The 13,282-nt window shown below is 52.7% G+C and carries 17 protein-coding genes; 9 read left to right on the forward strand and 8 right to left on the reverse strand.

Going from position 1 to position 13,282, the window contains the following annotated elements:
• Window positions 1–203: 203 nt before the first annotated feature.
• Window positions 204–461: a biofilm development regulator YmgB/AriR family protein gene (locus PAG01S_RS02410; protein WP_022625723.1), complete on the reverse strand. Its 258-nt coding sequence runs from the start codon at window positions 459–461 to the stop codon at window positions 204–206.
• Between the two features lie 541 nt (window positions 462–1,002).
• On the opposite strand from PAG01S_RS02410, the gene PAG01S_RS02415 reads away from it, so the two are divergent.
• Window positions 1,003–1,227 (forward strand): hypothetical protein, encoded by a 225-nt coding sequence (locus PAG01S_RS02415; RefSeq protein ID WP_010245468.1) that lies wholly within the window; start codon window positions 1,003–1,005, stop codon window positions 1,225–1,227.
• Between the two features lie 109 nt (window positions 1,228–1,336).
• On the opposite strand, the gene PAG01S_RS02420 is transcribed toward PAG01S_RS02415, so the two are convergent.
• Window positions 1,337–1,588, reverse strand: coding sequence for a hypothetical protein (locus PAG01S_RS02420; RefSeq protein WP_062757563.1), 252 nt, complete (start codon window positions 1,586–1,588; stop codon window positions 1,337–1,339).
• Between the two features lie 335 nt (window positions 1,589–1,923).
• Between PAG01S_RS02420 and umuD the strand changes: the two genes are divergently transcribed.
• From umuD to PAG01S_RS02440, 4 genes are all read left to right on the forward strand, one after another.
• A complete protein-coding gene (gene umuD / locus PAG01S_RS02425) occupies window positions 1,924–2,343 on the forward strand; it encodes a translesion error-prone DNA polymerase V autoproteolytic subunit (RefSeq protein WP_010245460.1) in 420 nt (139 codons plus the stop codon).
• Window positions 2,344–2,345: 2 nt separating this feature from the next.
• Window positions 2,346–3,614, forward strand: a complete 1,269-nt coding sequence (umuC, locus tag PAG01S_RS02430; protein ID WP_010245457.1) for a translesion error-prone DNA polymerase V subunit UmuC — start codon at window positions 2,346–2,348, stop codon at window positions 3,612–3,614.
• A 151-nt stretch (window positions 3,615–3,765) separates the two neighbouring features.
• Window positions 3,766–4,041: a hypothetical protein gene (locus PAG01S_RS02435; protein WP_033767133.1), complete on the forward strand. Its 276-nt coding sequence runs from the start codon at window positions 3,766–3,768 to the stop codon at window positions 4,039–4,041.
• A 186-nt stretch (window positions 4,042–4,227) separates the two neighbouring features.
• Window positions 4,228–4,842, forward strand: coding sequence for a TetR/AcrR family transcriptional regulator (locus tag PAG01S_RS02440; RefSeq protein ID WP_033771678.1), 615 nt, complete (start codon window positions 4,228–4,230; stop codon window positions 4,840–4,842).
• Between the two features lie 551 nt (window positions 4,843–5,393).
• On the opposite strand, the gene PAG01S_RS02450 is transcribed toward PAG01S_RS02440, so the two are convergent.
• The 4 genes from PAG01S_RS02450 to PAG01S_RS02465 form a co-directional block, all read right to left on the reverse strand.
• Window positions 5,394–5,666, reverse strand: a complete 273-nt coding sequence (locus PAG01S_RS02450) for a hypothetical protein (protein ID WP_010670065.1) — start codon at window positions 5,664–5,666, stop codon at window positions 5,394–5,396.
• 443 nt (window positions 5,667–6,109) lie between these two features.
• A complete protein-coding gene (locus PAG01S_RS02455) occupies window positions 6,110–6,340 on the reverse strand; it encodes a YgdI/YgdR family lipoprotein (protein ID WP_010245445.1) in 231 nt (76 codons plus the stop codon).
• A gap of 15 nt (window positions 6,341–6,355) precedes the next feature.
• Window positions 6,356–6,589 carry a YgdI/YgdR family lipoprotein gene (locus PAG01S_RS02460; RefSeq protein WP_062757565.1) on the reverse strand — a complete coding sequence of 78 codons (234 nt, stop codon included), beginning with the start codon at window positions 6,587–6,589 and terminating at the stop codon, window positions 6,356–6,358.
• 367 nt (window positions 6,590–6,956) lie between these two features.
• Entirely contained in the window at window positions 6,957–7,160 is a 204-nt protein-coding gene (locus tag PAG01S_RS02465; RefSeq protein WP_003848989.1) for a hypothetical protein, read from the reverse strand.
• Between the two features lie 189 nt (window positions 7,161–7,349).
• On the opposite strand from PAG01S_RS02465, the gene PAG01S_RS02470 reads away from it, so the two are divergent.
• From PAG01S_RS02470 to pdxY, 4 genes are all read left to right on the forward strand, one after another.
• Entirely contained in the window at window positions 7,350–7,664 is a 315-nt protein-coding gene (locus tag PAG01S_RS02470; protein WP_010245432.1) for an MliC family protein, read from the forward strand.
• Window positions 7,665–7,689: 25 nt separating this feature from the next.
• Window positions 7,690–8,346, forward strand: coding sequence for a pyridoxamine 5'-phosphate oxidase (gene pdxH / locus PAG01S_RS02475; protein WP_010670068.1), 657 nt, complete (start codon window positions 7,690–7,692; stop codon window positions 8,344–8,346).
• A 140-nt stretch (window positions 8,347–8,486) separates the two neighbouring features.
• Window positions 8,487–9,761, forward strand: a complete 1,275-nt coding sequence (gene tyrS, locus PAG01S_RS02480) for a tyrosine--tRNA ligase (protein WP_010245429.1) — start codon at window positions 8,487–8,489, stop codon at window positions 9,759–9,761.
• Between the two features lie 57 nt (window positions 9,762–9,818).
• A complete protein-coding gene (gene pdxY / locus PAG01S_RS02485) occupies window positions 9,819–10,679 on the forward strand; it encodes a pyridoxal kinase PdxY (protein ID WP_010245428.1) in 861 nt (286 codons plus the stop codon).
• Window positions 10,680–10,711: 32 nt separating this feature from the next.
• Here the strand turns inward: pdxY and gstA are convergent, their stop codons facing one another.
• Both gstA and dtpA read right to left on the reverse strand, forming a co-directional pair.
• On the reverse strand, window positions 10,712–11,317 hold the full coding sequence (gstA, locus tag PAG01S_RS02490) for a glutathione transferase GstA (RefSeq protein WP_062757567.1): 606 nt from the start codon (window positions 11,315–11,317) through the stop codon (window positions 10,712–10,714).
• A gap of 151 nt (window positions 11,318–11,468) precedes the next feature.
• Window positions 11,469–12,965: a dipeptide/tripeptide permease DtpA gene (dtpA, locus tag PAG01S_RS02495; RefSeq protein WP_010245419.1), complete on the reverse strand. Its 1,497-nt coding sequence runs from the start codon at window positions 12,963–12,965 to the stop codon at window positions 11,469–11,471.
• Between the last annotated feature and the right edge of the window lie 317 nt (window positions 12,966–13,282).

The raw sequence follows: 13,282 nt of genomic DNA on the forward strand, positions 1-13,282 counted from the left end.
AACCGGAATTTCAGGTTGAATAAATGGCGAAAACGGTGTTTTCCGGAGCTATATCTGGTCCGGTGGGGCAGGCAATCTTAGCGGTGTGAAGGGGACAAGTGATTCAGAGCAGGAGGAATAAAAAAAGCCCCATAACAGGGGCTGATTCCGGACGGGAAAAGCATCCATGCTAATTCGCGTTCCCTCATAACAGACACAGATTTTTAGCTGTCGCTGGTCGCCGAAGCGCGCTGCAGAACATGTTCAAGCGCCTGACGGTAAATATCCTGCTTAACCACGTCACGCTCACTCTCCAGGCGGTGAATCAGGCCCAGCACAATGTCTTTATCGGAGACATGGGTTTTCGCATGGGCGAGTTCGGCATGGACTGCGGCGATAACCTGTTTTTCAGTGGTCAGCGCTGTGCCAGAGTTCATGAAGTAATCAGAAATCTGAGACTCTGTATTCATCGTTGTTTGCATGTCAGGCCTCATAAGAAATGGGGGGAAGAACGCGTCGATTCAGATCCGGTTACCGGCTGACGCAAAAAAAAAATGCATCTGAAGGTGGAAATCCACAACACCTTCAGATGCGGTGCAAAGCACCTTTCGTTACAAGTGATTTAACATCACGAGACAAAGTTATACAAGAATCGCAAAGTTGTACAATGAAATTTGACAAAATTTAACTGGTCGGTGGTGTATATAAAAAGCATGTTTAAAGTGAAAAAAGAGGTTTTCGATGGTTAATTGAATAAATACAGTGGGTTGGTGAGGTTTTCAGAGGGGTGGCGATTTTCAGACCAGCAGGCTGGGGATTGTGCTGACGACACATCAATGCGTTAAAACCGCTTTTTTCCGCAGATTTCAGCCAAAGTTGTACAGGTTTCAGCGCTGGAAAAGTGGCGGGTGCGATTGTGCTGCTGCAATCCTGGCCGTCTGACAGGCCATGCCGCATAATTCACTTCCCACGCCTGATGCAGAAGGCTAAGGTTGACCCCTTATTTATCACAAGGAAATGATCATGGTTCACGACTATTTCGCAATTCCGCCTGCGGGCATGACTCAGGAACAACATAAACGTTCGGTCGCCGTGGCTGCTGCTCTGTCAGTGGCAAAGGAGTCCGTCAGCGCCTCCACCTCTGCAACCGGCTCAAAAACCGCCTGGGATCTGCAGGCCGTGGCGAATGAAGTTGCTAATCTGGCCGACGCGATTCAGGATGCGCTGGAGAGTGACAGCGAGGTGTAAACACTAACCAGTATCGTCTGAGGCTGCTGCGGAGGCGGTGCAGGACAGGGCGGTGGCAGCGTTCAGGAGCCGGTAAAGTCCGGCAATCGGACGCTGCCGGAAAATCCGCTTATTCCATTGCGGGTGGCTCATATTTAATATACTGACGCAGGGCATCATGGATAGCCTGGTTATTGCCCTCTTCCAGACCGCGTTCGGCATACTCTTTCGCCAGCGCCGCCAGTACATCGTCAAACTTCCCTTTGTAATTGAGATTATTCAGCGCAATTTGCTGACCGAGTATCGCTTTTAATACCGTAGTCTCAACCCTTAAATGCGCAACTGCCTCTTCAAGATGTTTGATTCGATCGTCGTCTGCCATAATCCCTCCATGCTTAAAAAAGCAGAATAACCAGCCCGCCCGTAATATTCAAACCTCTCCGAATGCCAGAGAAGCGTTGTCAGATTTTCCTTAAGTAAAAATAATCAGCCGGTGAATTTATAAGATTCTTTACTGTAAGAAGAAATCGACGCTATTCCGGCGATGCGGCGAAAGTAACCCGTTTCCGCTTACTCTGACGGCAATGCGAAAAAACGTTTAAAAAAAAGTGCATTACCATCAACCCTTTCGCTTAAAGATGTTCCATGTCACTTGATTAAAAGGGGGATTAGCTATTACTGTGTTTATATACAGTAATCTGAAAAAGGAGCGAAATTATGGAATTCATTAAACCTGCGGACATTCGTGCCGTTATGCCTTTACCGCTATATATCGAACGTGTGCCGTGCGGGTTTCCATCCCCGGCGCAGGATTATGTCGAACAACGTATTGATCTCAATGCGCTGATGGTCCAGCACCCCAGCGCCACCTATTTTGTCCGGGTCAGCGGCGAGTCAATGATTGAGGCGGGCATCAATGATGGTGACATGCTGGTGGTCGACAGTTCACTCACCGCCTCACACGGCGATATTGTGGTCGCCGCGGTCGAAGGTGAATTCACCGTTAAACGTCTCCAGCTTCATCCCTGCCTGCAACTGATGCCGATGAATACCAAATTTAAACCGATCGCTATCCAGACCGAAGATGCGCTGGAGGTGTTTGGCGTTGTGACCTTTGTTATTAAAGCGACCCACTGACCATGTTCGCGCTGGTCGACGTAAACAGCTTTTACGCGTCGTGTGAGACCGTTTTCCGGCCTGATCTTAAAGGTAAACCGGTAGTAGTGCTGTCGAACAACGACGGCTGCGTGATTGCGCGCAGCGCCGAGGCAAAGAAAGTCGGCATCAAAATGGGCGCGCCCTATTTTAAGATGCGTGAAGAACTAACGCGTCACGCGGTGCAGGTCTTCAGCTCAAATTATGCGCTCTACGCCGACATGAGCCATCGGGTGATGACCATACTGGAAGAGATGGCGCCGTCGGTGGAGATCTACTCGATCGACGAGGCGTTTATGGATCTCACCGGCGTGCAGAACTGTATGGCGCTGGAGACCTTTGGTCGCCAGGTCAGAGAACGAATAGGCAAAGAGACCCATCTGACCGTGGGCGTCGGCATTGCACAGACTAAAACGCTGGCCAAGCTGGCGAATTTTGCGGCCAAAAAGTGGAGCAAAACCGGCGGCATTGTCGACCTGTCGGACCCTGAACGACAAAAAAAGCTGCTGGCGCTGATTGATGTGGCGGAAGTCTGGGGCGTGGGTCATCGGATCGGCAAACGGCTCAACGCCATGGGCGTCATGACGGCGAAAGATCTGGCCGATCAAAGCACCGAGGCCATCCGCAAACAGTTCAGCGTCGTGCTGGAGCGCACTGTCAGAGAGCTGCGTGGCGAATCCTGTCTGGAGCTGGAGTCAGTGACGCCGGTAAAACAGCAAATCATGTGTTCGCGTTCGTTTGGCAGCCGTATCTCCGACTACGATCAGATGCGCGAGGCTGTCTGCGCGTATGCCGAGCGCGCGGCGGAGAAGCTGCGCCGTGAGAATCAATATTGCCGTCAGGTAGGGGTATTTGTGCGCACCAGTCCGCATGCGACTGACGAACCCTTTTATGGCAATCAGTCGATGGAGCAACTGCTGATTCCGACACAGGACACACGCGACATCATCAGAGTTGCAATGGCGTGCCTGGATAACATCTGGATTGAGGGACATCGCTATATGAAGGCGGGCATCGTGCTGGGGGATTTTTTCAGCCAGGGCGTGGCTCAGTTTGATCTGTTTGACGAACATCAGCCACGCCGCAATAGCGAAGAGCTGATGAAGCTGATCGACACAGTCAACAAGCTCGGCAGCGGGAAGTTGTGGTTTGCCGGGCAGGGGATCAACAAAGCCTGGTCGATGAAACGCGAGATGCTGTCGCCTGCCTATACCACCCGGATAACCGATCTGCCTGTGGTTGCGCTTAAGTGAAGGCTGACCCGATGTTCCTCTGCTGCTGAAGCCGCGGCCTCTGCTAAAAGCTTTTTTTATCACGCGATTAAAGTGGCAGGAAGTTATGCTTTGTCTGACCCGTTGAGTAGTTTTTCATCGGGTATTTTAAGCAAATTACCAGGTAAATATAATGGATTTCAGGCAGTTTGAAGCCAGAGTGATGCTCTGGCCCGCAATACATTTCACAGCAATCATAAAATCCCGCCATCATGACGAATATGAGATTTATGCGATCGACGATAACAGCAATATAAAAACCCGACTTTTTCTATGTTTTGCTGACAATGAAAACCACGCCAGCCTGCTTATTAAGCAATTTACGTTATGGCTGATAAAAATAAACGCGCTGAAGCGCAGCCAGCAGCGGGAAAAAGGCCGCACAGAGACAACATCCTTATCTGAATGAACCGCGTCCGGCTTGCACCGCAGACCAGACGGCGGCTGGTCAGACAGCGGCGAATCATATTAATGCGTCCGGGAAATAACGGGCCGTCTGCGCGTGACGGGTGGCGGACGGCCTGGCTTGTTACCCGCGCCTGGGATAGAATCGCCATTGATTTTGACAGCAACACACCTCCCCAGGCCGGTAACAATGACCACGACAGCCACAACGTATAAAAACAAAGAGCGGGGACGCCCCAGAGAGTTCGGGATCGAACAGGCTCTGGATCACGCCATGATCGTTTTCCGGCAAAAAGGTTATCACGCGGCCTCAATGAACGATCTGGGTGAGGCGATGCATCTCTCCGCAGGCAGCATCTATAAGGCGTTTAAAGATAAGCGCTCGCTCTTCCTGCTGGTATTCGAACGCTATCTGTTGCTGAGAAATAGTGAGTTGCACCGTCGTCTGGCACCCTGTGCCAGCGGGCGGGGGAAAATAACCGAGCTATTGCAATTCTACCTGGATTCGGCACGTGCCACCGAGGGTCGTTGCGGCTGTCTGGTCGTCTCCAGCGCGATTGCGCTGCAGACGATGGATCAGCCACTCGCGCAGCGCATTGATGAGGTCGTTCAGCGTAATCAACGCTTCCTGGTCTCGCTGCTGGAGCTGGGACAACAGGATGGATCTATCGATAACACGCTGGACAGCGAGGCGGCAGCCGGTTTAATTCTCTGTATTGCTTTTGGATTGCGGGTGGCAGGTAAGGTCAGCGATGTGACTAACGAAGAAAAGACGCTGGCGCTGGCATTGAAAGTACTGGGGTAACCTGCTAAGGCTGCTCAATCAGTAAACAGACTTCCCGGACCGGGGCTTCCAGACAGAGAAATTCTGCACTCTCCTTTCCCCTCATCTGATTATGTGCCAGGCTTTCACGCTTTATCCTGTAGCGAAGAAAATTAAGGCGCGTTTCGTGAAAACTTCAATCTTACTGACACTCGTGGCAGCCATTGGCTGTTCTGTTTTTGCTGCCCGTGGTGGGTTTGAAACCCCTACAGCGAAACATCCAAAAACGCTGCAGGTGACTGAAAACGGGGAGCCGCTGACGCGCTGACCGTGAAGACAGGCGGAGAGAAGCAGACGAGGACCGGTTAACGGCCAGATGGCAGGCCGATGAGTGCAGAGCAATAGCACTCATCAATGGGTGTGGAAGCCGTTTCAGGCGGACGCAGGAGCCGGGTGCAGAGCGTTGCAATTCACGTTCTGGTCACGTTCTGGCCGACATGCACTATTCCACTGCCACGCTATCCCTGCTTCTCTGGCTGAGAGGCCAGGCGCGCGCCCGGCACCCAAAATAAACAGCAATGACCCGCACATAACTAACGATAATCTTTAAGGGAAACCGGTGCCTGCCCGGTTTCGACCAGCCAGTTTAATTCGGCACGGTCGCGCGTTGAGGATTCGATAAAACCTTTGAGCCAGTTGCGCGCATCGGCAATCTGCGTGACCCGCTCATCGTTGCGCTCCTGTTCGGCCATTTCGCTCAACTGGCGAATCAGTGCTACCAGCGTAATCTCCTGTTCGTCAAAAGCCAGATTAATTGCAGCTTCACCAAGAATCATATGACCCGTTGTTTTGTCGTGATAAACCATCTGCACCCTCCTGATTAAGTAGCGATATAAAGAGTCTAGTTAAAGGCGCTCTGGACTAAAAGGTGGGAAACAGCAGGGCGCTATGATTAAAATTTACCGAAAATAAAGTGAACCTTTAATCGAGGCGGTAAACCACTCATATCAAAGCATAAAAACAGGCTGAGGTTTTTTGTGAGAAATAAGATGAGCTATTATGCTGGTTAAAAAAGCTGGGAGTTGCCGGAAATTCAGATAAGGGCGGAACGGCGCATTTCGTTATCAGATTATTATCTGCACCACTATCCGCACGGTTGCCTGTCATATTATGGCCACGCCGTAGCGGATATTTCTGATTTATAAACCACCGGGGAATAAAACCAGGCCTGTGCGCCACTTCGTGCCAGGCGCAGGCAAAAATAAAGCCGCCCATGGGCGGCTTTATTCATCGGGCAACAGCGATCGGATTATTTCTTCGGTACTTCAGAGACCGCTTTAACGTCCGCTTTATTAATCTGCTGCTTCACGCCATTTGCATCGGTATAAGCCAGCAGGCCGGCATCCGATTCAGAAGGCTTGCCATCACTAATAATGGTGCGTCCATCGTTAGTCTGAATCGCATAACTGGTACGGGTGCAGCCGGTTAATACGGTCATACCAATCAATGCGGCGAGAGGTAAAATCAGCGCTTTTTTCATCTTATTCACCTTATATTAGTTGTCGAGTTCACTCATATTACTGATCTCATTACGATTGATCTGCTCAGTTTTTCCTGTCTGAGCATCGCGGTAAGAAACCAGACCAGTATCTGAATCAATCTGCGGTTTGCCATCGGTGACAATCGTGCGGCCATCGGTGGTCTTAATCGACTGGTTTGAGGCACAACCTGCCAGCGTACCTAAAGAGAGAGCCAGCAACGCAATGGTTGACAGGGATTTCATTTTCATTTTTTCTGCTCCATGAAGTATATCCGAACGTTTACAGCATAGTCGGCTTTATCAGGTTTGCTGGCCCTGTCGCGTCTCGCTGCCTGTTTTTTAAACAAAACCGGAGTGTGTGTTGCTGATTAGGGGGGATGACGGCGTGAAATAGCATTTATTGCAAATGTACCCAGCCGTTCTGTGCCATTTCAGCAGAGGATGCGCTGTATCAAAATAAGATCGATGCTGATGCGGGATATAAGCACGGCAGCCAGAGCGGATATTTCCGTAAAAGCCAGAATAGCGGTGCGGAAATAGTCAGCATGTGGGTGAATGTCTGGCGGGATTCACGGGTCCGATACCCTGAAGGCTATCGGACCCGTAGAGAAGCGGATCAGAGGATGGAGTCTTCGCCCGCTTTGGCGGCCGCTTTTTCTGCTTTCATGGCGCTGACCGGGTCTGATGCGCTCAGCCAGCGGTCAAATTTCTGGTAGGTGTCGATAAAGGTTTTAAAGTAGCTGCTGGCGATGGTGGCATTCTCTTTGTGGTTCATAAACGCCACTGCCAGCTTAAATGCATCTTCGTTATCAAATTTCATGTTTGTCTTCCTCGCTTAAGATCTATAGAGCGTAGCCTGAGAACGCGGCCTGTGCCTTCAGACAACCGTCTGAAAAGGCGCAATAATTCAGCCTGACTGACAGCATCTGCCAGATTGGCGTGGATTCCCACTTACTTCGCGCGCAATCCTTCTTATAATGCCAGCTTCACTCGTGAAGGAGACCCGCTTATGTTGAAAGGATTAACCGTTGCCGCGGTGCTACTGCTGTCAGGCTGTAGCCTGATGCATAAACAGCCGCCGTCGCCGCAGACCCTGCACTATCGCTGCGGAACCATGCCCCTGACCGTGACGCTGGACGAGGCGCAGCAGCAGGTCAGTTTCATCATGGATGGGCAGCCTCTGACGCTGAAGCAGACGGTATCCGCGTCCGGCGCACGCTACAGCGATAACACCTATGTGTTCTGGTCCAAAGGAAACGGCGCATTTATCGAACGTAACGATAAAATTGTCGTGAATGATTGTGAGCTGCAACCTGCCAGCTGACTTGTTATCTGAATAGGCGAGCATTATGAGCGACAGCGAAACGCTACACACCATTGCCCATCTGCGGCGTGAATATACCCGCGGTGGATTGCGTCGTAAGGATCTGCCGGACGATCCGATCGCGCTATTTGAACAGTGGCTAAGCCAGGCCTGCGAGGCAAAACTGCCCGATCCTACCGCCATGACCGTGGCAACCGTAGACGAGCAGGGCCAGCCGTGGCAGCGTATCGTGCTGCTGAAGCACTACGATGCGCAGGGCATGGTGTTTTACACCAACCTCGGCAGCCGTAAGGCGCTGCAGCTGGCGCACAATCCGCGCATCTCTCTGCACTTCCCGTGGCACTATCTGGAGCGTCAGGTGATGGTGCTGGGTGAAGTGGAAAAACTGTCGCCCCTCGAGGTGCTGAAATATTTCCACAGTCGTCCGCGCGACAGTCAGATTGGTGCCTGGGTGTCGAAGCAGTCAAGCCGTATTTCGGCACGCGGTATTCTGGAAGGAAAGTTCCTGGAGCTTAAACAGAAGTTCCAGCAGGGCGAAGTGCCGCTGCCCAGCTTCTGGGGTGGCTACCGGGTGAAATTTCACACGCTGGAGTTCTGGCAGGGTGGCGAACATCGTCTGCACGATCGTTTCATCTATCAGCGCGATCACGACGGCTGGAAAATCGACCGTCTGGCACCCTGAATCTGCACGATTCGCCCCTATCAGCGCTGGCACAGAAAGCGTCAGCGCTTTATGCTATAGCCCTGATTTTTTTCGATTCCGCAACTCAGCGGAAAGCTGTGTACCAGCATAGGTGCAGTCTGATCAATTTGGAGTCAGTAATGACCAGCAGTAACCTGATACAACAATTGCAGGAGAGGGGCCTAATCGCCCAGGTGACGGATGAAGACGCGTTAACAGAGAAACTGGCGCAGGGGCCAATTTCGCTCTATTGCGGCTTTGACCCCACTGCTGACAGCTTGCATTTGGGCCATCTGGTACCGCTGCTCTGCCTGAAGCGTTTTCAGGATGCCGGCCACAAGCCGGTGGCGCTGGTCGGTGGTGCAACCGGCCTGATTGGTGACCCGAGCTTCAAAGCCGCAGAGCGTAAACTTAATACCAGTGAAACCGTCAACGAATGGGTTGAAAAGATCCGCCAGCAGGTGGCGCCATTCCTCGACTTCGATTGCGGCAGCAACAGCGCCATCGCTGCCAACAACTACGACTGGTTTGGCGGCATGAACGTGCTGACCTTCCTGCGTGATATCGGCAAGCACTTCTCTGTTAACCAGATGATCAACAAAGAAGCGGTGAAGCAGCGTCTGAACCGTGACGATCAGGGCATCTCCTTTACCGAGTTCTCCTATAATCTGCTGCAGGGCTATGACTTCGCCTGTCTGAACGAGCTGCACGGTGTGTCGCTACAGATTGGCGGTTCTGATCAGTGGGGCAACATCACCTCCGGTATCGATCTGACCCGTCGTCTGCATCAGAATCAGGTCTTTGGCCTGACCGTTCCGCTGATCACCAAGTCTGACGGCACCAAATTCGGTAAAACCGAAGGCGGCGCAGTCTGGCTGGATGCGAAGAAAACCAGCCCGTACAAGTTCTATCAGTTCTGGATCAACACCGCGGATGCTGACGTCTATCGCTTCCTGAAGTTCTTCACCTTCCTGAGCATGGAAGAGATCAACGCGCTGGAAGAAGAAGACAAAAACAGCGGCACCGCGCCACGTGCGCAGTACGTGCTGGCTGAGCAGGTGACGCGTCTGGTGCATGGCGAAGCCGGTCTGTCGGCGGCGAAACGCATTACTGCCAGCCTCTTCTCCGGATCCGTGAGCGAAATGACCGAAGCCGATTTTGAACAGCTGGCGCAGGATGGTATGCCAACTATCGTGCTGGGCGCTGACGATGATCTGCAGCAGGCGCTGGTGAAAGCAGAGCTGGTGCCGTCCCGTGGCCAGGCGCGCACCATGATCGGCTCCAATGCCGTTTCATTGAACGGTGAAAAGCAGTCCGATGCGGAGTACCGCTTCAGCGACAGTGACAAACTGTTTAACCGCTATACGCTGCTGCGTCGCGGCAAGAAACATTACTGCCTGATTAACTGGCAGTAAGATTTCAGGGCCGGTTTCCGGCCCTTTTTTTATGGCAAGGCAGGACAGGGCAAACAAGTGAAAAATATTTTAGCGATTCAGTCGCACGTTGTTTTTGGTCACGCTGGTAACGCGGCGGCTGAGTTTCCGATGCGCCGTATGGGCGCAAACGTCTGGCCGCTGAATACCGTGCAGTTTTCCAACCATACGCAATATGGCCACTGGACCGGCACGGTGATGCCTGCAACGCATTTAACCGACATTGTTAAAGGCATTGCTGACATCGACCGCCTGAAGACCTGTGACGCGGTCCTGAGCGGATATCTGGGCTCGGCAGAGCAGGGCGAGCAGATTCTGCAGATTGTCCGTCAGGTCAAAGCGGCCAACCCGAATGCCTGGTACTTCTGCGATCCGGTCATGGGCCATCCGGAGAAAGGCTGCATCGTAGCACCGGGTGTGGCGGAGTTTCACTGTAAAATGGCGATGCCTGCCAGCGACATTATCGCCCCGAACCTGCTTGAACTGGAGATGCTGAGCGAGCGCACCGTCACGGACGTCGACGCGGCGGTAGACGCTGCGCGGGCACTGATTGCCCAGGGACCACGCGTGGTGCTGGTGAAGCATCTGGCGCGTGCGGGTCGTCGCAGCGATCGCTTTGAAATGTTGCTGGTAACGGCTGAAGATGCCTGGCACATCAGCCGTCCGCTGGTCGATTTCGGTGTCCGTCAGCCGGTCGGCGTGGGCGATCTCACCAGCGGTCTGCTGCTGGTTAATCTGTTGCACGGGAAATCATTGCAGGATGCGCTGGAGCATGTCACCGCAGCGGTATACGAGGTGATGCTGAAAACCCATCAGATGGGCGAATATGAACTGCAGCTGGTGGCGGCACAGGATGCCATCGCCACGCCGACGCAGCACTTCGCGGCAGAAAAACTGTAACGCATCAGGGCCGGATAACCGGCCCTGTTGACTCAGGCTAAGCCTTCCGCTTTAAGCGCCGCCTGCACCGCAGGACGTTCCGCGACACGATCAAACCACGCGCCCAGCGCCGTAAAGCCGGATAAATCCAGTCCCAGCGCTTTTGCCCAGCGCGTCACCACAAACAGATAGGCATCCGCCACGCTGAAATGCAGCCCCATCAGCCACTGTTTGTCGCGCAGTGACTCATCGACATAGCGGAATTTTGCTTCCAGCTGGTTGCGGGTCTGCGCTTTCACCTCATCGGAGTAACCGGGACGAAACAGTGGCCCAAAGCTTTTATGCAGCTCACTGCCGATGTAGCTGAGCCACTCCACGGTGTGATAACGCGTCAGGCTGCCAACCGGTGCCAGCAGATGGCGATCGGGCTTAAGATCCGCCAGGTACTGAACAATGGCGACGCCTTCCGTCAGCACAGAACCGTCGCTGAGCTGCAGCGCGGGCACCTGGCCTTTAGGATTGATTTGGCGGAAGTCATCGCCCCGTTCAGTGATTTTTGTGGCCAGATCAACACTCACCTGAGTGAAGTCGAGTCCGCATTCACGCATAACAATATGGGGTGAGAGAGAGCAGGCACCCGCTTTGCAAAACAGTTTCATGACCAGGTACTCCTTGTTGCAATGGAATCCTTGCATAGTAAAGAGTCAAAGCGGGATTACCAGTGACAAAGATCAGGGATCTGCGAAGGGCGTTGCGGCAAGCCATAAAAAAAGCCGGGCAGAGCCCGGCTTAGCTGAAGTGCAGCGTGAATTACGCCTGCACGTTATTTTTTTTCGCGTCCGGATCCTGCGCCATGCGGTTCAGCATCGGCGCCGTAATCAGCATCAGCAGGGCGATCACCGCCGTCACGATACCAATCTGCTGGAATACGCGGCTGTAGGTCGCCAGCGAAATCAGTGGATCGGTAACGTTTTCAGGCACGGCCATCAGATTTGCCACTTTACCGGCAATCACTGCCGCGCCAGCGGTAGTCAGGAACCAGGAACCCATGATAAAGCCCATCAGACGCTGAGGCACCAGCTGTGCCACCATCGCCAGGCCGAGGCCAGAGATCATCAGCTCACCGATACTCTGCAGCGCATAGCTCAGGATCAGCCAGTTAACGGAAACGATACCGGCATCGCTGGCGAACTTCGCACCCACCGGCAGCACCAGGAACGCAGCGGAGCAGAGCACCATACCAAAGGCAAACTTGTGCGGCATCGGCAGTTTATCGCCCAGCTTGTTATAGAGCGCCGCCAGCAGCGGACTGGCCAGCATAATCCAGAACGGGTTCAGCGCCTGGAACTGCTCGGGGGCAAAAGTAATGCCGAGAATGGTGTGCTCAACGTTGCGGATAGCAAAGAAGTTGAGTGACGTTGGCATCTGCATATAAAGCACGAAGAACAGAATCGCTTCGACCATCAGCAGGAAAGCAACAATCATCTTACGACGTGCCGCACCCTGCAGTGCAAAGGCCTCTTTGGCAAACACCAGCACGATACCCAGGGCAATCACCGCCAGCACCAGTCGTGCGATAGACTGGTGATGCAGCATCCAGTTGGCCAGTGCGATCAGTACGACGATGCCGACCAGCGTCATCAGCAGTTTTCCGATCTGCAACGGAGCGAAATCGGGTTTAGAACCGTAATCCTTAACCATGCGTTTGCAGAACAGGAAGTTAAACAGGGTGATGATCAGACCGATAACGCACAGTGAGAAGGCTACGCTATAACCATATTTCGCCGCTAACCACGGTGTCAGCATCATTGAGAAGAGTGAGCCGATGTTGATCGACATATAGAACATGGTGAAAGCACCGTCGAGACGCGGATCATCTTTGTCATAGCAGGTAGAGAGCAGCGAAGAGGGGTTTGCCTTAAACAGGCCGCTACCCACCGCGATGGTCGCCATACCGATGTAGACAATGCTGACGTTATGACCGGAGAACGCCACCAGTGCATAGCCCAGCGCCAGCACCAGGACACCCAGTACGATGACGCGTTTGGTACCCAGCACCTTATCACCGAGCCAGCCGCCAATCGCGACCAGGCCATACACCAGCGCACTGAATGAAGAGAACAGGGTAATGGAGTCTGATTCAGACAACCCCAGTTGCTTCACCAGGTAAACCGCCATAATGGCCTGCAGGCCATAGAAGCCAAAACGTTCCCATAACTCAATCGAGAAGATTAAGTAGAACGCCTTCGGCTGTTTAAACGCATTGAGACTGACAGCCTCATCAGTGTGTTTGTTTGCAGTTGACACATGTACCTCAGTTTTTTCATACCCTGTTTCGGGACAGGAATTAAGTCCGCGTCATGTGAGTTTTCCATGCGCAAGATTGTTATTAGAAGGGAAAAGCGGCGACTAATTTGGCTGATTACGGGCGGCAGGGCAAGAATTTTCTGACAACCCGCCCGACCCTGGAATGTTGGGTTAAAAAACTTATAGCAAACTGTTAATTGGTTTTTAATTTTGAGTGTAGTGTAAATAGCAGCGCATAAACGCTGGATAAGCGCCTTGCACTGGAGAGTATTAACATTAACTGCTAATGCGCGGTTAACCAGATAAATAGTTTGCTG

This window comes from Pantoea agglomerans NBRC 102470 (assembly GCF_001598475.1).
In the GTDB taxonomy this organism is placed as follows: Bacteria; Pseudomonadota; Gammaproteobacteria; order Enterobacterales; family Enterobacteriaceae; genus Pantoea; species Pantoea agglomerans.